The organism is Mycobacteroides sp. H003 (assembly GCF_001440135.1).
In the GTDB taxonomy this organism is placed as follows: domain Bacteria; phylum Actinomycetota; class Actinomycetes; order Mycobacteriales; family Mycobacteriaceae; genus Mycobacterium; species Mycobacterium gwanakae.
The window spans coordinates 1-18,224 of record NZ_LJYL01000013.1; the positions used below are offsets into that span (position 1 = coordinate 1).

Below are 18,224 nucleotides of genomic sequence, written 5' to 3' on the forward strand. Positions count from 1 at the left end.
TTTGGTCGGTCCCTCGAAGAATCACGCGATGACCTTCATTCATCCGGCTACGACACGCCGGTCATCACCGGCTCGTACACCACTCTGCTGGACGCAACTAGGTACTGGAATCGATAGCCTTTGGCACCGTGGTCTAGTACGGCCACCGGCGTAATTTAAGCGTCGCCGCCGGTTCCGCCATGCGACAGCGAAGCGTCGCGTGGCCATTGACGTCCGCGATAACAGCAATTCAGGCGAGGACATCGAGCAACCTCTCTCGATTAATCTTGACGAGTTCGACCGTGAAACGGTGCGCAGTCTCCGTCATCCCTGGGGCAGAAGCAAATAGGTCCTCAACGGTCCGCCGTTCAAGCGACAGTATCCGTTCACGCCAGTACTCGCGGGTGCTCGGTCCACAGAGTCTGATGGCGTCGCCTGCCAGGTCCACGAGTGTCTGCCAACGCGTGCCCTTGCGATGCTCAAATCGGCTCGCGTGCCCACGTTCTGCCCATTTCATCACTGTTCCGTCGCGTAAGTGCTCGGCGCGCAGTTCGTCGCTCAACGTAAAGCCGAGGCTAGCTGCGTGGTCGAAAGAGGGCTCGGATACGTCCGGCGGCGGCACAAGGACGGCCCAGTTGCGGTCGTGGCGATCTCCATGCGCGATCAACGCGTCAAACAGGAGATATCCTGCGAACGCATCGAAAGCCCGAAACGACGTAGGCATCGATGAGCCTGGCGGTGATCCAAACCGTGTGAGTGCCTGCCTGATAGAGCCGACATTGTATCCGCGCGCTTCAGGATCAGTCGGGTCGTAATCGATAACCACCTCTGGCATTAGCGCCTGCCCTGCCTGCAATTCCCACTCTGGCAATCGCACGTCTTCAACCAATGCGCCACGCACCCCGCCCCGAGTGGCTAGTTCGACCGTGGCCGCCGGCACTCCGACCAGCCGAGCCATCTCGCTTCCGAGCTTCTCCACAGTGTCTTCCCCGAGGGAACGATCGCGCTCTGGCCGTGCGGGTTTGAACAGCCAGGTACGCTCTCTCGACGGATGTTTGAGCCAGTCGTGCGGATGCTGGCCCTGGCTCTCGAGGCCAGCGACAGCCCAGTCGTCGGCAGCCACGACTGACCAGCGAACGGGCACGACGCAATTGTGCCTCGCAGGTGCTAGTGCAATCGCCACTGGCCACGCGCATGTCGCGTAGGGCTCCGCTCGAAGACAGCGGAGAGTCGAGGGGGACGGATCCGATACAGAGTTGGCAGCGACGGCACCTCGTTTTTGGCCCCATATTGGCCCCATCGCCGAGTCCGAATCGGTGATGACGAGTTCGTAGACAGAGCGAAAAGGGGCGCTGAAATGCACAGATACTTGGTGGCCAGGGGCGGGATCGAACCGCCGACCTTCCGCTTTTCAGGCGGACGAGATAGCCACTGACCTGTGGTTTATTTGATTCTGTGCGTTGTATGCGCCGCATTGAGCTGCGCTGACGCATCGAGTCTGTCCGGCGAACGGACATAAACCGGACACGGTGCTTGCACTCCTGACCAGGAGCTTCGGCGCTGCCGCTTGCGTTGTGGGCAGCCTCGGAGTCTCCGGGGAGCAGGCACCCCGATGCCCAGCATCGCAACATCAGCCACCGGATCGAAGCCGTCGGCGGGCTCGACTTTTGCACCTGATGGCCCGGTACCGAGGCCCGGTTCTCCGGGTGCCTCGGTGGACGGGAGGTCGCGAGCGCCCGAGGCCGCCAGGCCGCAGGGCGGGAGAGCGACAGCGGTCGGCCGTATGTCGACCGAGGCGCCCGGCCTCAACCCAGCCGCGGACGGCGGGCTTGTTATATGTGCCGAAAATGTCCGGGAGTCGGTCGACGACCGGATCGCGACGGGCGAGTTGCGGGCAATCGACGCATTGGGGTTGCGGTTCCCGACGCCCGAGATGGTCGCGGCGGCCGCGGCACTATTCGAACCAGCACCACCGTGGGCGCGTGGTCCTGGGCGTCGCGGCGTCGAGCCCGAATCCGGGCGGTTTCGCATTTCTGTCGGTCCTGGTGTGGTTCGGCTCGGGTGGACCAATCCGGTTCGTGCCGAGAAGACCGCCGAACGGGCAGTCAGCCATCACCAACGGGATGTTGACGACGCGAAGTTCCATGTCAGAAACGACCTCGAATGCGTGGCCGGGCACGGTGATCGGGCCGTCGTGTCTTTGACACGACGGAGTCATACGGAAGATGAACAGTTCTGTGCCGGCGGCGTCATCACCGAGTGGTCCCGGAAATCACGGTCGTCGATGTGCCGCACCCTCGCCGAACTTGATTACAGCCCATTGGTGGAATCGGGCCGTGTCCCGGCCATGGTGACGCTCACCTACCCCGGCGAGTGGGAAACCGTCGCCCCAGACGGAGCCAGTGTAAAGCGACACATGGTCCTGTGGCGCAAACGCTTTCAACGCGAGTACGGCGAGCCGGCTCGCCATATCTGGAAGCTGGAGTTCCAGCGACGCGGCGCCCCGCACATACACCTGTGGATGGCGCCTCCGACGTCACCGGGTCGCTCGGGTCGTGGTTTCGCGCAGTGGCTGTCCGAGGCGTGGGCTCAGGTTGTCGATCATCCTGACGCGGAGCAGAAGGCGCGGCACCTGCTCGCCGGCACCGCCATCGATGTGCGCAATGGACTGAAAGCGTGCGACCCCAAGCGGTTGGCCGTCTACTTCACCAAGCATTCATCCCCAAACCTGCACGGCGACAAGGAGTATCAGCACATCGTGCCTGAACTGTGGCGTCAGCCGGGACGTGGACCCGGCAGATTCTGGGGCGTGTACGGACTCAAGAAGGCCATTGCCGTCGTCGAGGTCGGCCAGGATGCGTACTTGACCGCTCGGCGCATCGTGCGGCGGTGGTCACGAAGCCAGGCGGTGTACGGCGATTCTGGCAGCCGCTTCCCCACGGCCGTGGTGCCACGGACGGCCAGGCGCCTTGTCCCTCGCGTCAACCGCGATACCGGCGTAGTGGCGCACCGGCACGTCGGGCGACGACGAATGCTTTGTAACCAAGGCGGATTGGCAGGCGGATACGCACTGGTCAACGACGGACCAAGCTTTGCAGCCCAGCTTGCCCGTGCGATCGCGTAATCCCGTCCTACGCCGCTGCCGGGCATGCGCCGTTGCGCACACCTCCCTGCAAATCGGACATCGCGTGCGCGACGAGCTACTTGACCTATTCACTCCGTGGACGTGGGATGGGCGGTCTGCGTGTATTTCGCAGCGCTGTGACCCACTCATGTGGGTACAGCACCTGGACACTCGGTTCGAGTTGATCCGCGCGGCAGGCTTCACGAAATTCGCGGTCACGGGTTACGCAGTACCTCGGCGATTCGAGGACATCGCCAGAGGACGCAGCAGTACGCATCACGCAACCGTCTTCGCGGTCCAACGGCGGATGGTTGAGCGGATCAAGGACCCTGCCCGCCGTACCGCCATGCGTGAAGTCGAACACCAGGTCGTAGACCAGCTTCTCCAAGAGATCCTCGGCGTTCGCCTGCGTCCAGCCTCTGCCCGCCGCGTCGGTGGCGTTCTCGTGGACCTTCTTGACCACTAGGTCATCGATGTGCTCGCTGGTCCACACTTCTAGACGCTCGCTGGACCCGCTCGGTCCAACCTGCCCCGTCTTGGACATGAGTACCGCACGAAGACTGTCGAATCGTGCGTCGGTCGGATGGGGAAGCGCGTCGTTCCAATGCCCAACCGCTGCCGCTTCGAGCTTGTCCCATTCAAAGGGCTGCGTGATGAGCCCGGCGAGGTCTACGTAGATGTTGACATCGAAGACGACAACCGCAGGCGGCGATTCCCCCACCGTGTCCGCTGTCGAGGATTACCGAGCGGGGCGCGTGCGCGTGCGCGTGCGGATCACGGTCGGGTAGTCACAGACACCCGCCGCCTCCGTCTGGCCACGACCAATAACCGGAGTGGGCGCAGGATGTTGTGCGGGGGCGCCCCAGAACTGCGCGGTCACGTCCGCGATCCTGACGCCAGCGACCAAGGGCTGAGGTGCGGCGACAACGGTCCAGCCGAGGTCACTCCAATCGCCGTTTGACGCCTCGTCGTCACATTCGTTTCCGAACGCACGGCGATCCAGGAATTTCGTACTCACCAACTATCTCGCCTCCTCCCATGCTGTTCTGCGGAACTTGCCTGCCAACTCTGCTGCGACATTACTAGCAGTTTGTTGAGCTTCGGTCACCCGTTTCATAACGTCAGATACATCATCCACACTTCCACCAGTTCGCCAGAATCCGACCTGGTCGACGTACACCGAGACAGGCGGGACATCGCGCCCGGGTTTCGTCCGATGAGCGATTCTTGCTCGTTCATCCACAGGCATCCTGTTTCCAAGTCTGCTCATGTCGGGATGACGCAGCCTGTCCAACAACTCCTGATTCTGGACGATTCCCCACTCTACCTGGACTTTCATGGTCTCGGATGTGAGATCCACAACGGCGGAGCCATCCGTGACTCGCCATAAGGCCGAACCTCCGAAGGCGTCACCCGATGCGAGCGTGCCGAACTGCGCGCACCGTTCGTAGTAGTCGTCGCCCTCTAGCGGAACCACTCCCGTAGACACGTACTGAGTCGCCAATACGGATGACGGCGCCATCACTTTGAACACGCCCTCGACCGCTGGCATGAGCTTCTCGATGGGGACATCAGAAAGGCCAGATTCAAGGGTCATCCCTCCTCGCTTGACCGTTATGCGCAGGTCAGGAGCAAGAAGCGCAACCCCCAGCAACTGTTTGTCGGGGTGGTCGACAAATGCGACTGGCTCGATGTTCTGCTCGAACCAGTCCAGCAACGCAAGGTGCCGCCTGGTGTAGGTGAGGATAGGAGTCCATTGGAACTGGAAGCTGGACAGCCAGTCCTGGTACATAGCGGAAGAGTACCCGCTTGTACCCATGTGCTCTCGCGCTATCGGTCCTGCATGTGGCCTTCAAGAGTGTCGACCGGCTGGGCGCGCGCCACACTGACTACGCAACCGCAATCTGTCGGGGGCCTCTGGCAGTGTCTCCGGTAAGCCGGCCGCGAAGCCGGGAGGACTTCCAGTCAAGGGGCACAGCGTGGTGCAACGAGCCTTCATCAGCTTCGACTACGACAACGACGCACGGTTGAAAGACCTGCTGATCGGCCAGTCGAAGAATCCCGACTCGCCGTTCGAGGTGCACGACTGGTCCATCAAGACGGCCTCACCGACATGGCGTGAAGAGGCCCGGCGCCGCATCCGTGCGAGCGGGCTGGTGATCGTCCTGTGCGGCAAATACACCCACCTTGCGACTGGTGTCGGCGTTGAGCTCGGCATCGCCCAGGCGGAGGGCGTGGACTACTTCCTCCTCGCCGGATACAAGGAAGGCGCGACCCGCCCGACGACGGCGAGGGCGACCGACAAGATGTACGACTGGACCTGGGAGAACCTCAAGAAACTTGTGGACGGCGCGCGGTGAGTGAACCAGCTGAAGCACTGCCCGACCCGCGGGTCCTGGACATCTACAAGCTGGCCGTAGAGATGGCCGACCGTGTCTCGGCCCGGCGTGCGTTGGCCAATGCCTTCTTTCTCACCGTGAACACCACCCTGGTCGCGGTGGTCGGGTTATCTACCACGCAGCCGGATTCCACCCTGCGGTTCATCGCGGTGTGCGTGGCTGGTGTCGCGGTGTCTGTGTGCTGGTGGCTCCTTCTCCGCGTCTACCGCAGGCTCAACGCGGCCAAGTTCGCGGTGATCAACAGGATCGAGGACGAGCACCTGCCCGTCAGGCCTTACACGGACGAGTGGACGGAGCTGATGCCTGATGATGACGTCATCAGCCGCCGCGCAAGGCTCGGCAAGGCCTTGCGCGAACTGGGCGGTGTCGAGCGCATTGTGCCGGTCGTCTTCGGTTTGCTATATATCGCGCTCTTGGTTGGCAGACTAGCGACATGAGTTACCTCGATGCCGACGCTCAGCTGATCCGGAGCTGCCTACCCGCGTGCACCGGTTTACCGGAAGACTCTGACGACCTGTTCGTCCTCTACGCCGTCCTTATGCGCGCCAAGGGCGAGAGCACGCAGGCTGCCGACGTGCACGACGCCTGGTCGGCGTGGATGTCCCGCAGCGAACCAGACCACGAGTCGATCCGCCCCTACGACCAGCTGGCGCCGTCGGTGCAAGAAGAAGATGCACCATTCCTCACCGCAATACACAGTGCCGCCAGAGCTCGCGCCGAGCGTATCTGACACTCACAGAGCCGCCTGAGATGAGGGTGCCACCCCCACTGACATGCGCCGACTTTCGTCGTGGCGTACCCGTTCCAGTGTCTCGATTCATTAGGCTCACCCCGTGAACTTGGTGAGGTCGAAGGAGCGCGTGGCAGACCACGGTGAGGTGTTCACACCCCTGTGGATCGTGGACGCAATGCTGAATCTGGTGAAGGATGAGTCGGAGCGCATCGACTCGCGTTTCCTGGAGTCTGCGTGTGGCTCGGGCAACTTTCTGGTGCCGGTGCTCATCCGAAAGCTCGCCACGGTCCACGCCCGGTACCGGCAGAGCGACTTCGAGCGGCGTCACCAAGCGCTACTGGCCCTGATGTCCATCTACGGCATCGAACTGCTCGACGACAATGTGGCTGAATGCCGCGAGAACCTGCTGGCGATCTTCGCCGACTACCTGGGCATCGCTGCGGGAGAACCCTTCCACACCGCGGCGGCCGCCGTGCTGACCGCGAACATCGTCCACGGCGATGCACTGACGATGACGACCCGGACGAGCTGCCCTGCGCCGATCACCTTCGCCGAGTGGTCGTATCTGGGCAAAGGTCGCTTTCACCGCCGGGACTTCCGGTTCGACACGATGACCAAGATGTCGTCATTTGACGAGGAGGACACCCTCTTCGCTGATCTGGGCAAGCACGAAATCTTCACCCCCACAACCGACTATGGGACGCTGTCGGTCGCCGATATTGCAGGCAGAGGCCCGGGCAGTGACTGATCAAGTTGCGTTCAGTCTGCGCAACCGAAACCCGGACGTGTTGACCTGCATCGCGAACCTGTCGAACGACGAGGTGTTCACTCCGCCGGAATTGGCCAGCCAGATGCTCGATCTTGTCGCTGACGCATGGGCTGGCGCCAATGGTGGGTCGGTCATCTGGGCCGACAAGTCGGTAACGTTCCTCGACCCCTTCACGAAGTCGGGTGTTTTTCTGCGCGAGATCACGGCTCGCCTCACCGAGGGCTTGAAGTATGAGATACCCGACCTAAACGAGCGTGTGGATCACATCCTGACCAAACAGGTCTTCGGCATCGCGATCACCCAACTCACCGCAATGCTGGCCCGACGGAGTGTCTACTGTTCAAAGTCGGCCAATGGCGAACACTCCGTTGCCAAGTCGTTCACGAACACGGACGGCAACATCTGGTTCGAACCCCTCGAACACAGCTGGGCTGGAGCGACCGAGTTCGTCGAAACCGCTGACACAGATGGCAACCCGGTCAGGCGAGGCATCAACGGCAGGTGCTCCTATTGCGGCGCAAGTCAGACCACCCTCGACCGCGGCGCCGGTCTCGAAACCCACGCATACGCCTTCATCCACACTGACAACATCAAGGCTCGGATCGCCGAGCTGTTCGGAGCAGATATGCAGTTCGACGTCATCATCGGGAACCCGCCGTACCAACTTCAATCTGACGGCGGGACTCGGGACATCCCGATCTATCATCACTTCGTCGAGCAGGCGAAACAGCTTGCGCCCCGGTACCTTGCGATGGTCATTCCATCGCGATGGATGGCCGGCGGCCTGGGCCTGGCCGAGTTTAGGGAGACGATGCTCTCGGACACTTGCATCCGCGAACTCGTCGACTATCCGAATGCGGCGGAGGTCTTCCCATCCGTCGGAATCAATGGCGGCGCCTGTTATTTCCTGCGAGACGCCTCACATGACGGCCCTTGCAATGTGACGACCGTTCGGGGCGGACACACCATCGGCCCGATGGCGCGGTCACTGAACGAGTTCGACGTGCTGGTGCGTGACGCACGGTCGCTCACCATCTTGCGCAAGGTCCTTGAGAAGGGTGAACCTTCGATCAACAAGATCCTGGCCCGGGACAAGGAGTTCGGCTGGACGTCCAACTTCGACGGCTTTCACGACGTGCAGCAGCCAGGAGACGTGGCGCTGTATTACATCCGTTCAATGAAGCGCGGCAAGGGATTCATCGAGCGGGAACAGGTCACCAAGAGCGCCCACCTCGTCGATACCTGGAAGCTTCTCGTCCCGAAGGTGGGTTCCGGGCGTGAGCGTGAACGGTCCGGCGTCGACCTCGTGCTCGGCCCCCCGCTTGTTGCCCCGTCCCCATCCGTGTGCACGCAGTCGTTTCTGTTCTTCTATCTCGATTCAGAGGACCAGGTGCGCAGCGTCAAGTCCTATTACGCGACGAGGTTCTTCCGATTCCTGGTCTCTCTGCGAAAGATCACCCAGGATGCCACCCACTCGACGTACACCTGGGTTCCCATGCAGCCATGGGACAGAACGTGGACGGACGCCGACCTTTACGAGAAGTACGGCATCGACGATGAGGAGCAAGGCTTTATCGAGTCGATAATACGGCCGATGGATCTGTCGGATGCCTAAGCCAATTGACGACCTCCTGCCTGCGAAACCCGAAGCACGTTTGCGCATCTACGCGTACTCGATCGAGGATGAAGCCCATGCCGGCTTGCTGAAGATCGGCCAGACCACGCAAGACGTCAAGACCCGCGTTGCGCAGCAACTCAAGACCGCGGCGATCAAGAACTTCACGATTCAGCTCGACGAGTCCGCGGAGCGCGATGACGGTTCGACTTTCAGCGATCACAACGTGCGGGATCGGCTCAAGACGAAAGGGTTCATCAACACCGAGCTGGAATGGGTGGCGTGCACGGTCGCTGATGTGGCGACGGCCATCGCCGAGTTGCGAACCGGACAATCGTTTAGCGGGACGCACCACGAGACGTTCGCAATGCGTCCTGAACAGTCTGCGGCAGTCGGCAAGGCACGAACCTACTTTGAGTCGATCTGGGCAGAGGACGACAACGCTGTTCCCCGGTTCCTGTGGAACGCGAAGATGCGGTTTGGCAAGACCTTCGCCACCTATCAGCTCGCAAAGAAGCTCGAAGCCCGCAAGGTGCTGGTAGTGACTTTCAAGCCGGCGGTGGAGGACGCCTGGCAGAGCGATCTTGAGTCCCATGTTGATTTTGAGGGCTGGCAGTACCTATCCAAGGCAACCGGTACCGATCCGACCACGGCCGACAAGTCGCGACCCCTTGTCTATTTCGGCTCGTTTCAGGATCTCCTGGGCAAGGACAAGCTGGGCAACATCAAAGCCAAGAACACGTGGCTGCACGAAACAAATTGGGATCTGGTTGTTTTCGACGAGTACCACTTCGGCGCCTGGCGTGACAGCGCCAAAGAATTGTTCGAAGGCGAGGACGACTCGGAGGCCAAAAAGGAGGCGGCCGCCGAATACAATCCCGAGCTCGATGCGTTCAACGAAGAACTCGACGAGCTGGGCGAAAGCGAAACCGAGTTCCTGCCGATCACCACCAAGGCGTACCTCTACCTGTCTGGCACACCGTTTCGAGCTTTGGCGACTGGCGAGTTCATCGAAGAGCAGATTTTCAACTGGACCTACACTGATGAGCAACGCGCCAAACAACAATGGGCGCATGACCATCCAGGTGCTTGGAATCCTTACGGCGCACTACCCGAGATGCGGCTACTCACCTATCGAATGCCGGACGAGTTGCTAGCGATCGCCGCTGAGGGGGAGTTCGACGAGTTCGACCTCAACGAGTTCTTCGCCGCGAGCGGTGTCGGTGCGGCAGCGCAGTTCAAACACAAGGACGGCGTGCAGAAGTGGCTAGACATCATTCGCGGCGCCTATTCGGCCACCCAAGTCGACAACCTCAAGCTCGGTGCTAAGAAGCCTCCGTTCCCGTACTCCGACGTGCGCCTACTGCCGTACCTGAACCATTCCTTCTGGTTTCTGCCGTCGGTCGCCTCCTGCCACGCCATGGCCAATCTCATCGCCGAGAAGCAGAACACGTTCTTCCACGACTACAAGGTTCTTACGGTGGCGGGTCAGGGTGCTGGAGTCGGCCTGGCCGCCCTGCCACCGGTGCGCGACGCCATCGGCAACGGACACGACACGAAGACCATCACATTGTCGTGTGGCAAGCTCACCACCGGTGTCACGGTCCCGCAGTGGTCTGCAATCCTGATGTTGCGCAACCTGAAATCGCCAGAAACCTACTTCCAGGCCGCGTTCCGAGTGCAGTCGCCGTGGTCGATCAAGAACCCAAACGGGGACGACCCGAACTTGGAGGTAACCCTCAAGCCGGTCTGCTACGTCTTCGACTTCGCCCCAACACGGGCACTGCGCCAGATTGCCGAGTACGGATCGGGCCTGCGACCGGACGCGGCCAACCCCGAGGACGCGGTGAAAGAACTTGTCGGTTTCCTGCCTGTGCTGGCTTATGACGGGTCCTACATGGTGCCTGTGGACGCCGGCGCCATTCTTGACACCGCGATGACCGGCACGTCTGCGACGCTGCTAGCCCGCAAGTGGGAGTCGGCGCTGCTGGTGAACGTAGACAACGAAACATTGCGCAAGATTCTTGACAACCCAGCGGCCTTGGACGCCGTGATGCGGATCGAGGGCTTTCGGGCACTCGGCAGCGACGTGTTCGAGACCGTGATCAACAAGAGCGAGAAGGTCAAAGACACCAAGAAGACCAAGGGTGACGACATCAGCGACAAAGAGAAGAAGGAGCTGACCGCGGAGGAGAAGGAGTACAAGTCCAAGCGCAAGCAGATCCAGGAAAAGCTGGTGAAGTTCGCGACCCGGATCCCAGCATTCATGTACCTCACGGACTTTCGGGAGAACACGCTTAAGGACGTCATCACGAAGCTGGAACCCGAACTGTTCAAGACTGTCACCGGCTTGAGCGTCGCTGACTTCAACCTTTTGGTGTCGCTAAATGTCTTCAACAGCACGCACATGAACCAGGCGGTGTTCGCCTTTCGCCGTTACGAAGACGCGTCACTGTCGTACACCGGCATTGATAGCCATGAAGGTCTCAGCCATCTTGGACTCTACGACACGGTTGTTGCACGGGAGGCGTGAAGTATGAATCCACTCTTCTCGGTTATTGGGCGATCAGGCTAGTCGTCCACTCGTTGTGAGGGTGCGTCCTGCGTATGGACGGTCGAAGGATCGGAATTGGCAGGAAAAGACTGCCGCAGCGCCTTTGCGGCAGCCTGCCATGCCCTACACGCTTCGGCTGATGTCCTGCGAGCAGCTTCAAACGCATCGAGGACATCCGCCACTTGGTCTGCGGCGAGTAGATCAGTACGCAGCCGCATTGCGAGGCCGCCGAGAACGTCAGCTTGCGCAAGTGCCACACCGGCGAGGTTCCTGACGATGCTGTTGACGACCGCCGGATCACCCACCGATTCAACCTCCCTGATGTCCCCATCAAGGATGTACATACGTGTCCGCAGTGTCTCGGAGTGCAGGATCAGGGGTGCAGCGTCGCCCCACCGATTGAAGTCGGGCATATCCGCACCGGCAGGCAAGCCCGGCTCCTGCGGCCAACGTTCTCTGATCGGTGGCATCGAGCGGACAAAGACACCACGACCGTGCTCAGACACAACAAGCCCTTCGGAACGAAGCTCCTGTATGGCTTGCCTGACCGTCATTCGCGCTACGCCGAAATGCGCGATCAGTTTCGCTTCCGACGGAAGCTGGTCCCCAGGCCGCAACTGATCCGAGGCGATAGCACGCCGCAATATGTACGCGATCTGCCGATACGGTGGCGTGTCCTCAGCCCGATCGATTTGCCCAAGCTCCAACATTCCTCCAGCTCCACACGTCTAGAGGTCAATGTACGCGTCCCGGGCTGGCTAGGTCACGCCCGACACGAGCATCCCAGCCTGCTTCAAGTGCAAATCACGAGCTAGCGAGGCCTGCAGTCCAGATCTCGCACAACAATCGCCCTGCAAACTACTTGACCAACTCATATAGACGACTAGGGTAACTAGTCATCTAGTCAACTCGATATGAAAGGTTCAGTAATGTCCATCCCCAAATGGCTCCAGATCGGCCACGACCAGGTGTTCTCGCTCGGCGCGTTCCTCGTTTCCGAGGTGACACCGATGATCGACTTCGACAAGTCCTCCGGCGAGAACCGCATTCAGGCGCGAGACCGCGATACCGGCCTACCGATGTGGCAGGTGGAAGTGCTCGACGGCGATCCCGCCGCGCCGAAGCGAAGCCGCACGGTGACCGTCAAGTTCGCCGCGCCGACGCAGCCAACGGCACCCACCAATTCCAGCGGAACACCCTTCACACCAGTCATTTTCGACGGGCTGATGGCGCTGCCGTATGTCGAGCGGTCGGGTGATTTCTCTAGGATCGCGTGGTCGTTCCGAGCCTCGGATATGCGGGCGCCGGGTAAGTCATCCGCCAGCGCAACGACAAACCGGGAATCGGCGTGAATCCCGATCCGTTCGCGCCAGTCGATATTGATAGCCCGTTCCGGTTCGACCACGTACTGGACTTCCTCACCAACCTCGCTCTGTACGTGGCGGTCATCGTCGGCGTCACCGGGGCAGCCCTTATCTACTGGCGGCTGTACTCACCAGAGACCTACGAGGAACGATTCGCGACACCTGCCCGGCTCCTGCGCTGGCGATTCTGGGCACATTTCTCGTGGCAGAAGCTGTGCAAGCGCTGCGGTTTGTCCGCCTCCGAGCAAGTCAGGCGCCGTGACAACGAAGGTCGGCAAGTGGCGTCGACGCGCTGGTTTCATCCAAAGTTGTTGGGAACTGACGTGTCTCGTACCACCTTGCGCCTGACGGTGCGAGCACGAATGGGGCAGACTGTCGAGGACCTGGAGCGTGCCGTTCCGGCGATTCGCGATGCCGCGGGTGCTCACTCGGCACGGTCGGTGGTCGTCTCGCCCGGGACGCTGCGGATCGAGCTGGTCATGCGGGAACAACTGTCGACTACAGGCCACGCAACACCACCGACAGCCGTGGCAACTGGCCGAGTCATGCTCGGGCGATGCGAAAACGGCTCAGCCTGGACCTTGCCCTTTAGCGGCCGGCACACCCTCACCGTGGGCTGCTCGGGCGCAGGCAAGGGCTCCATCTTCTGGGGCATCGCCGGCGGACTTGGGCCCTCCGTGGCTGCCGGTGTGGTGCACCTCGTGGGCATTGATCTAAAGTACGGCATCGAGTTGTCGGTCGGGTCCGGCCTATTCACCAAGATCGCCACCACCGAAGCCGATGCCGTGGAAACCCTTGCCGCGCTGGAGAAGCTGATGAACAACCGCGGCAATGCGATGGCAGGCCGAACGCGTGAGCACAGTCCGACCAAGGCGTCACCGCTGGTGGTGCTGCTCATCGACGAGCTGGCCGGCGTGACCGCCTACATGAGCGACCCGGCACTCCGCAAAGAAGCCGCCGCGTCGTTGTCACGCATTCTCACGAAGGGCCGTGCGCTGGGAATCGTGGTCGCGGCGTTCCTGCAAGACCCACGCAAAGAGATCCTGCCGATGCGAGGGCTGTTCACCCAGACCATCGCGCTCCGGCTGCGTTCCCGAGACGAAGTTGCCATGGTGCTCGGCGATGGGATGGCCGACGTCGCGCCCGCACACCGAATCAGCCCCGACAAGCCAGGCACCGGCTACGTCATCGCCACGGACGGACACGTGACCAAGGTGCGCGCCGACTATTGGTCCGATGAACAAATCCGTTCCACTGCAAAGCAATACATCCGGGCAAGCTCGCCCCGAGGGAGGGCAGCGCAATGAGCTCTATCTTCGACCCACCAGACCAGGGTCAAGTCACCCGGCATGCCGACGATCTGATGCAGCGTGCCAACCTCGTCCGCAGAGACGGATGGGACCAGTACCGGCATCTCTGGTCCTGCGGCGAAGTCATCGGCACTGCCCTGGTTCTCAGTGACGACGCCGCGCTCCAGCGCTGCGGCGAGACCACGATCTCCGCTCTGGAGCGGTGGGCATTCGACCTGTGGGGAATCACCGGCGGCCAGTCCGACGTCGACAGCGGATTGTTACGCACGCGCGCATGGTTCAACTCGATCCGTGCAGCGAGGTGAAGCGATGGTCACTCATGGCCTCCGGGACGCTCTCGTCGCCGCAGGCAACTTCCCTGAGCTGCTGACCGCGGAGCAGGTGTCAGCACTGCTCGGCGTCTCCGCCGCGACCCTCAACCGCTGGGCAGCGATACGCGAAACGACCGGCGAGCAGATCGGCCCGCCCTGCTACACGCTGTCAGAGCGGGTACGCCGCTGGGACTGCGCCGAAGTCCGGTCCTGGCTGAAGCAGGTGCGTCGGTAATGGCCGGCAACACACCGCGTGGCATCCGTAAACGGCTGAACGCTGCCGGGGAGCCCCGCTATCAAGTCCGCTATCTGATCCGTGACCCCGACGCCCCATCCGGCTGGGTGGAAACGTCCGCGACGTTCCCGACCCTGCGGGAGGCGAAGGCCTTCAAGTCCGAGCGCGACAACGAGGCCGCGCTCGGCGCCCGACGGTTCGATCCCCGTCTGGGCCGAACGCCGCTCAGCAGGATCTGGACGCAGTTCTCCGACACCAAGAAACCGGCGGTCTCACCAAAGACCTGGAGCGGTTACACCCAGCACTGGGAGCTGCGGATCAAACTGCGGTTCGGTCACGTACCCGTCGACGAGATCAGCCGCGGGGACGTCCAAGCCTTCGTTGACGACCTGACGGTCGGCCCTTGGGCGAAGGTATCGACACTGCGTCTTCTGCGGTCGATCCTCGACGTCGCACACCAGGACGGCCGAATCCACCGCAATCCCGCCCTCGGCGTCTCAGCGGGCCGTATCCCCGAACGGGAGCGTCACCGATACCTGGCTGCCCAGGAGGTGCAGAAACTCGCTACCGCGTGCGGGGACCAGGGCGACGTTGTCACGATCCTGGCCTACACCGGCCTGCGCTGGTCCGAACTCGTCGGCCTCCGGGTCAAGGACATCGACCTGACCGCTCGTCGGCTCTATGTCCGACGGGCCGCACCGGAAGTCGAGGGCCGCATCGTCATCGGGCCGCCGAAGACCCGGGCCGGTATCCGAACCGTCCCGCTCCCCCAAGTCGTCGTCGACATCTTCAAGGGGCGCATCACCGGGCGGGAACCGGACGAGCCCGCCGTCACCTCACCCAATGGCGCGATGCTGCGCTCCAACAACTGGCGTCGCCACACCCACTGGAACAAAGCCCTCAAGAAGACCGACCTGGCGCCATTGACCATCCATGATCTCCGCCACACCTATGCCAGCCTGGCCCGGAAGTCCGGCGCCGACCTCAGATATGTCCAGAAGACCATGGGCCACTCAACACCGACCGTGACCGCGAACATCTACAGCGACCTCTATGCCGATGAGCTGGACCAGGTCGCAACGAATCTCGATCAGCTTCACGCGACTGAGGTTCACACACTGAAGACCGGACAAGAACCGGACGAATCAAACTGACAACCGAGTGCAAGACCCGTGTCGATGCAGGTGAAGATTGGTGGCCAGGGCCGGGATCGAACCGGCGACCTTCCGCTTTTCAGGCGGACGCTCGTACCAACTGAGCTACCTGGCCGGACGGCAGATCCACAGATACTGCCTCGCCGTACTGGCGACCCTGACGGGACTCGAACCCGCGACCTCCGCCGTGACAGGGCGGCGCGCTAACCAACTGCGCCACAGGGCCTTACTCTGCTCCCAGTATGACTGGTTGCGTACCCCCAACGGGATTCGAACCCGTGCTACCGCCGTGAAAGGGCGGCGTCCTAGGCCACTAGACGATGGGGGCCCATTCCGAATCTCTCCGGGGTACCCACAACGCTTGTCGCGTTGGGAGCTCGCCCAGCTTAGGGCACAACCCGCCCAGAACCCAAACCGGATAACCACGGTGCTCGCGTGGTGAGCCAACCAGTATCCTGTCTCTCCGCGCCCCTATAGCTCAGTTGGTAGAGCTACGGACTTTTAATCCGCAGGTCCCAGGTTCGAGCCCTGGTGGGGGCACCACATCGCTGGTTGTGATCAGCGGGAGCAGGAGCCTTATCAGGCCCTCGCCCGCTGCCTACCGTTCGGGCAATGACGTCGACAGCCGAGGAAACCACCGAGACACCCGCGCGGCAATCCCGCCCGGTGACCTTCCGGCAGGCGTTCTTCGTCGCCGTGACAGCGGGCCTCGGGTACGGCTTCGACTCGTATGCGGTGAACATCTACGGTCTGGTGCTGCCCGAGATCAAGAAGACGCTGCACATCACCGAGGCCCAGGCGGGCTACATCGGCTCGATCTTTCTGCTCGGGTACACCATCGGCACCATCGGCTTCGGTCTCGCTGCCGACCGGTGGGGTCGCAAGACCACACTCGGGGCCTCGATCCTGCTGTACGGCATCACGACCGCCCTGGCAGGTCTCACCACGAACGTCGCCGCATTCACCGGGCTACGGTTCCTGACGGGCGTCGGCGGGGCTGGCGAGCTCGCGGTCGGCGCCCCCTACACCGCCGAGGTGTGGCCGGCCAAGACCCGCGCCATAGGCGTTGGCGGCGTCATCTTTTCACTGTTCTCGCTGGGATACGTGCTCGCCGCCGGCGTTGCCCTGGTCCTAGTACCACGGTTCGGCTGGCAAGCCGCATTCGTCGTCGCGATCGTGCCCGCGGTCGTACTTTTCCTTGCCCGGCAAGGCATCAAGGAATCTCACCGCTACACCCAGACGAAAGCCAAGATCGAACGCGGCGCCACCAAACCCAAGCTATGGCATGTCCCCGGTGTGCGTCGACGGCTCATTGTCGGCTGGCTGGTCTACACCGCCAACGCGGTCGGCTACTGGGGCATGACCCTCTTCCTGACCACGTACATCGTCAAGAAATTCCACGCCACTTCGGTGGAAGCGATCCGCTATGCCCTGATCTTCTTTCTGCTGCAGGCCGTCTTCGTCTTCATTGGCACCGCACTCGCCGACTGGATAGGGCGGCGCCCCTCGGCCATCCTCGCCGCAGTCATCGAAATCGCCTCTACTGCACTCGGAGCCACGTCAGACTCACTCTCGCAGTATCTGGTGTTCGGCGCCATCTCCATCGCGACACTCGGTTGGCTGTGGGGCGTCGGCGATACCTATGTCGCCGAACTGTTCCCCACTGTCTTGCGCGGCACCGGATTCGGTATCGCGGTCGGCGGTGGTCGCGTCGTATCCATCGCCGCACCCACCCTGGTGGGCTGGGCCATAACGCATTACGGAATTCAAACGCCCTATCTTGCGCTGAGCGGGCTGTGGATCCTGACGATTATCGGATACCTGCTGGGCCCTGAAACCAGGGGCAAGGAGCTCGAAGACCTTGCCGACGAGGCCTTTACCGAAGATCTGGCGACCTAACGAACGCCGATGGGGGCACCGGCAGCATGTGCCGATGCCCCCACGCGTGTGATTCTCTTAGCCGGCGAGTTCCTCAGCGGCCTCGGAGATCAGATCGGCGATGGCAACGGGTTGCGACGCCAAGGAGGCGTGGCTGGCATCCAGTTCGATGGTCTTGCGAGGATTGATCCGCTGCGCCATCTTGCGCTCGTTATCCGGGTTGATCATCCGGTCTTGCGTGGACACCTGGTACCAGGAGGGCTTGACCTTCCATGCGGGTGCCGTGATGGCGTCACCGAATGTCGATGCCAGTGGCGCCTTTTGAGTGACGGCCATGATGAGTGCCGCATCCTCGGGCAGATCCTGCGCGAAGCTCTCACGGAACTTGTCCTGCTTGATCCACAGATAGCCATCGCTGTCGGGGGCCAGATTGGCCGCCGCAGCAGGCGGCAGCTGCTCGGTCAGCTGACCGGGGCTCTCCCCCGCGTCAGGAGCGAACGCCGCGACATAGACCAGGCCCACCACGTTCGGCAGATCGCCCGCCTCGGTGATCACCGCGCCGCCGTACGAGTGCCCGACAAGGAGTACCGGCCCGTCGATCTGCTCCACCATCTGCCGTGTGCGGGCAGCGTCATCGGCCAGTGACGTCAATGGGTTCTCGACCGCATATAGCTCCCCGTAGCCACGCTTGTGCAGCTCGACGATCACGTTCCCCCAATGTGCGGCGCCACCCCAGAATCCGTGGACCAGGACAATAGCCGGTTTGCTGGACATATCTGCCTCTCAGTAGATGTTGGAC

19 protein-coding genes, 5 tRNA genes and 1 pseudogene are annotated in these 18,224 nt (G+C 62.0%); 14 read left to right on the forward strand and 11 right to left on the reverse strand.

Going from position 1 to position 18,224, the window contains the following annotated elements; translation table 11 throughout:
- Positions 1–229: 229 nt before the first annotated feature.
- Both AOT87_RS09935 and AOT87_RS28805 read right to left on the reverse strand, forming a co-directional pair.
- Positions 230–1,102, reverse strand: coding sequence for a hypothetical protein (locus tag AOT87_RS09935; RefSeq protein ID WP_224113137.1), 873 nt, complete (start codon positions 1,100–1,102; stop codon positions 230–232).
- Positions 1,103–1,349: 247 nt separating this feature from the next.
- Positions 1,350–1,417 (reverse strand) — tRNA-Phe (locus tag AOT87_RS28805).
- A 174-nt stretch (positions 1,418–1,591) separates the two neighbouring features.
- Between AOT87_RS28805 and AOT87_RS09940 the strand changes: the two genes are divergently transcribed.
- The gene (locus AOT87_RS09940; protein WP_057969465.1) at positions 1,592–3,103 is read left to right on the forward strand and encodes a hypothetical protein; all 1,512 of its coding nucleotides are present in this window, start codon (positions 1,592–1,594) and stop codon (positions 3,101–3,103) included.
- Positions 3,104–3,188: 85 nt separating this feature from the next.
- Here the strand turns inward: AOT87_RS09940 and AOT87_RS09945 are convergent, their stop codons facing one another.
- The 3 genes from AOT87_RS09945 to AOT87_RS09955 are packed head-to-tail and all read right to left on the reverse strand — an operon-like array spanning position 3,189 to position 4,895.
- Complete coding sequence (locus tag AOT87_RS09945) at positions 3,189–3,824, reverse strand: hypothetical protein (protein WP_057969466.1); 636 nt, start codon at positions 3,822–3,824, stop codon at positions 3,189–3,191.
- 18 nt (positions 3,825–3,842) lie between these two features.
- Positions 3,843–4,121, reverse strand: coding sequence for a hypothetical protein (locus AOT87_RS09950; RefSeq protein ID WP_057969467.1), 279 nt, complete (start codon positions 4,119–4,121; stop codon positions 3,843–3,845).
- A gap of 3 nt (positions 4,122–4,124) precedes the next feature.
- On the reverse strand, positions 4,125–4,895 hold the full coding sequence (locus AOT87_RS09955; RefSeq protein ID WP_131727283.1) for a hypothetical protein: 771 nt from the start codon (positions 4,893–4,895) through the stop codon (positions 4,125–4,127).
- A 187-nt stretch (positions 4,896–5,082) separates the two neighbouring features.
- Between AOT87_RS09955 and AOT87_RS09960 the strand changes: the two genes are divergently transcribed.
- From AOT87_RS09960 to AOT87_RS09985, 6 genes are all read left to right on the forward strand, one after another.
- On the forward strand, positions 5,083–5,463 hold the full coding sequence (locus AOT87_RS09960; RefSeq protein ID WP_057969469.1) for a TIR domain-containing protein: 381 nt from the start codon (positions 5,083–5,085) through the stop codon (positions 5,461–5,463).
- Positions 5,460–5,939 (forward strand): hypothetical protein, encoded by a 480-nt coding sequence (locus AOT87_RS09965; protein ID WP_057969470.1) that lies wholly within the window; start codon positions 5,460–5,462, stop codon positions 5,937–5,939. The genes AOT87_RS09960 and AOT87_RS09965 overlap by 4 nt, the downstream gene beginning before the upstream one ends.
- Complete coding sequence (locus AOT87_RS09970) at positions 5,936–6,232, forward strand: hypothetical protein (protein ID WP_057969471.1); 297 nt, start codon at positions 5,936–5,938, stop codon at positions 6,230–6,232. The genes AOT87_RS09965 and AOT87_RS09970 overlap by 4 nt, the downstream gene beginning before the upstream one ends.
- A gap of 103 nt (positions 6,233–6,335) precedes the next feature.
- Positions 6,336–6,983 carry an N-6 DNA methylase gene (locus AOT87_RS09975; protein WP_057969472.1) on the forward strand — a complete coding sequence of 216 codons (648 nt, stop codon included), beginning with the start codon at positions 6,336–6,338 and terminating at the stop codon, positions 6,981–6,983.
- A complete protein-coding gene (locus AOT87_RS09980; RefSeq protein ID WP_057969473.1) occupies positions 6,976–8,619 on the forward strand; it encodes an Eco57I restriction-modification methylase domain-containing protein in 1,644 nt (547 codons plus the stop codon). Before AOT87_RS09975 ends, AOT87_RS09980 begins: the two co-directional genes overlap by 8 nt.
- Positions 8,612–11,152: a GIY-YIG nuclease family protein gene (locus tag AOT87_RS09985; protein WP_057969474.1), complete on the forward strand. Its 2,541-nt coding sequence runs from the start codon at positions 8,612–8,614 to the stop codon at positions 11,150–11,152. The genes AOT87_RS09980 and AOT87_RS09985 overlap by 8 nt, the downstream gene beginning before the upstream one ends.
- Before the next feature lie 38 nt (positions 11,153–11,190).
- Here AOT87_RS09985 and AOT87_RS09990 read toward each other — a convergent pair whose 3' ends face one another.
- Together AOT87_RS09990 and AOT87_RS29300 are read right to left on the reverse strand one after the other, a co-directional pair.
- Positions 11,191–11,643 (reverse strand): hypothetical protein, encoded by a 453-nt coding sequence (locus AOT87_RS09990; protein WP_240490403.1) that lies wholly within the window; start codon positions 11,641–11,643, stop codon positions 11,191–11,193.
- A pseudogene (locus AOT87_RS29300) lies at positions 11,629–11,883 on the reverse strand (GntR family transcriptional regulator); the annotation flags it as partial. The gene AOT87_RS09990 and the pseudogene AOT87_RS29300, both read right to left, overlap by 15 nt.
- A gap of 219 nt (positions 11,884–12,102) precedes the next feature.
- Between AOT87_RS29300 and AOT87_RS09995 the strand changes: the two are divergent.
- The 5 genes from AOT87_RS09995 to AOT87_RS10015 are packed head-to-tail and all read left to right on the forward strand — an operon-like array spanning position 12,103 to position 15,547.
- Positions 12,103–12,525 carry a hypothetical protein gene (locus AOT87_RS09995; RefSeq protein ID WP_057969476.1) on the forward strand — a complete coding sequence of 141 codons (423 nt, stop codon included), beginning with the start codon at positions 12,103–12,105 and terminating at the stop codon, positions 12,523–12,525.
- Positions 12,522–13,844: an FtsK/SpoIIIE domain-containing protein gene (locus AOT87_RS10000; RefSeq protein WP_057969477.1), complete on the forward strand. Its 1,323-nt coding sequence runs from the start codon at positions 12,522–12,524 to the stop codon at positions 13,842–13,844. Before AOT87_RS09995 ends, AOT87_RS10000 begins: the two co-directional genes overlap by 4 nt.
- On the forward strand, positions 13,841–14,152 hold the full coding sequence (locus tag AOT87_RS10005; protein WP_057969478.1) for a hypothetical protein: 312 nt from the start codon (positions 13,841–13,843) through the stop codon (positions 14,150–14,152). Before AOT87_RS10000 ends, AOT87_RS10005 begins: the two co-directional genes overlap by 4 nt.
- A gap of 4 nt (positions 14,153–14,156) precedes the next feature.
- The gene (locus AOT87_RS10010) at positions 14,157–14,393 is read left to right on the forward strand and encodes a helix-turn-helix domain-containing protein (RefSeq protein WP_009974951.1); all 237 of its coding nucleotides are present in this window, start codon (positions 14,157–14,159) and stop codon (positions 14,391–14,393) included.
- Positions 14,393–15,547: a site-specific integrase gene (locus AOT87_RS10015; protein WP_057969479.1), complete on the forward strand. Its 1,155-nt coding sequence runs from the start codon at positions 14,393–14,395 to the stop codon at positions 15,545–15,547. The genes AOT87_RS10010 and AOT87_RS10015 overlap by 1 nt, the downstream gene beginning before the upstream one ends.
- Before the next feature lie 38 nt (positions 15,548–15,585).
- On the opposite strand, the gene AOT87_RS10020 is transcribed toward AOT87_RS10015, so the two are convergent.
- From AOT87_RS10020 to AOT87_RS10030, 3 genes are all read right to left on the reverse strand, one after another.
- Positions 15,586–15,662: transfer RNA gene (locus tag AOT87_RS10020), tRNA-Phe, on the reverse strand.
- 34 nt (positions 15,663–15,696) lie between these two features.
- Positions 15,697–15,773, reverse strand: a tRNA-Asp gene (locus AOT87_RS10025).
- Positions 15,774–15,802: 29 nt separating this feature from the next.
- Positions 15,803–15,875: transfer RNA gene (locus AOT87_RS10030), tRNA-Glu, on the reverse strand.
- Positions 15,876–16,014: 139 nt separating this feature from the next.
- On the opposite strand from AOT87_RS10030, the gene AOT87_RS10035 reads away from it, so the two are divergent.
- Together AOT87_RS10035 and AOT87_RS10040 are read left to right on the forward strand one after the other, a co-directional pair.
- Positions 16,015–16,090 (forward strand) — tRNA-Lys (locus tag AOT87_RS10035).
- A 69-nt stretch (positions 16,091–16,159) separates the two neighbouring features.
- Complete coding sequence (locus tag AOT87_RS10040) at positions 16,160–17,446, forward strand: MFS transporter (RefSeq protein ID WP_057969394.1); 1,287 nt, start codon at positions 16,160–16,162, stop codon at positions 17,444–17,446.
- Positions 17,447–17,503: 57 nt separating this feature from the next.
- On the opposite strand, the gene AOT87_RS10045 is transcribed toward AOT87_RS10040, so the two are convergent.
- The gene (locus AOT87_RS10045) at positions 17,504–18,199 is read right to left on the reverse strand and encodes an alpha/beta hydrolase (protein ID WP_057969393.1); all 696 of its coding nucleotides are present in this window, start codon (positions 18,197–18,199) and stop codon (positions 17,504–17,506) included.
- Positions 18,200–18,224 lie beyond the last annotated feature (25 nt).

Coding starts and splice junctions, on each gene's coding strand:
- AOT87_RS09940 (WP_057969465.1), top strand. CDS start 1,592: ATGCCCAGCATCGCAACATCAGCCACCGGATCGAAGCCGTCGGCGGGC.
- AOT87_RS09955 (WP_131727283.1), bottom strand. CDS start 4,895: ATGTACCAGGACTGGCTGTCCAGCTTCCAGTTCCAATGGACTCCTATC.
- AOT87_RS09970 (WP_057969471.1), top strand. CDS start 5,936: ATGAGTTACCTCGATGCCGACGCTCAGCTGATCCGGAGCTGCCTACCC.
- AOT87_RS09985 (WP_057969474.1), top strand. CDS start 8,612: ATGCCTAAGCCAATTGACGACCTCCTGCCTGCGAAACCCGAAGCACGT.
- AOT87_RS09990 (WP_240490403.1), bottom strand. CDS start 11,643: ATGCCACCGATCAGAGAACGTTGGCCGCAGGAGCCGGGCTTGCCTGCC.
- AOT87_RS09995 (WP_057969476.1), top strand. CDS start 12,103: ATGTCCATCCCCAAATGGCTCCAGATCGGCCACGACCAGGTGTTCTCG.
- AOT87_RS10005 (WP_057969478.1), top strand. CDS start 13,841: ATGAGCTCTATCTTCGACCCACCAGACCAGGGTCAAGTCACCCGGCAT.
- AOT87_RS10010 (WP_009974951.1), top strand. CDS start 14,157: ATGGTCACTCATGGCCTCCGGGACGCTCTCGTCGCCGCAGGCAACTTC.
- AOT87_RS10015 (WP_057969479.1), top strand. CDS start 14,393: ATGGCCGGCAACACACCGCGTGGCATCCGTAAACGGCTGAACGCTGCC.
- AOT87_RS10040 (WP_057969394.1), top strand. CDS start 16,160: ATGACGTCGACAGCCGAGGAAACCACCGAGACACCCGCGCGGCAATCC.
- AOT87_RS10045 (WP_057969393.1), bottom strand. CDS start 18,199: ATGTCCAGCAAACCGGCTATTGTCCTGGTCCACGGATTCTGGGGTGGC.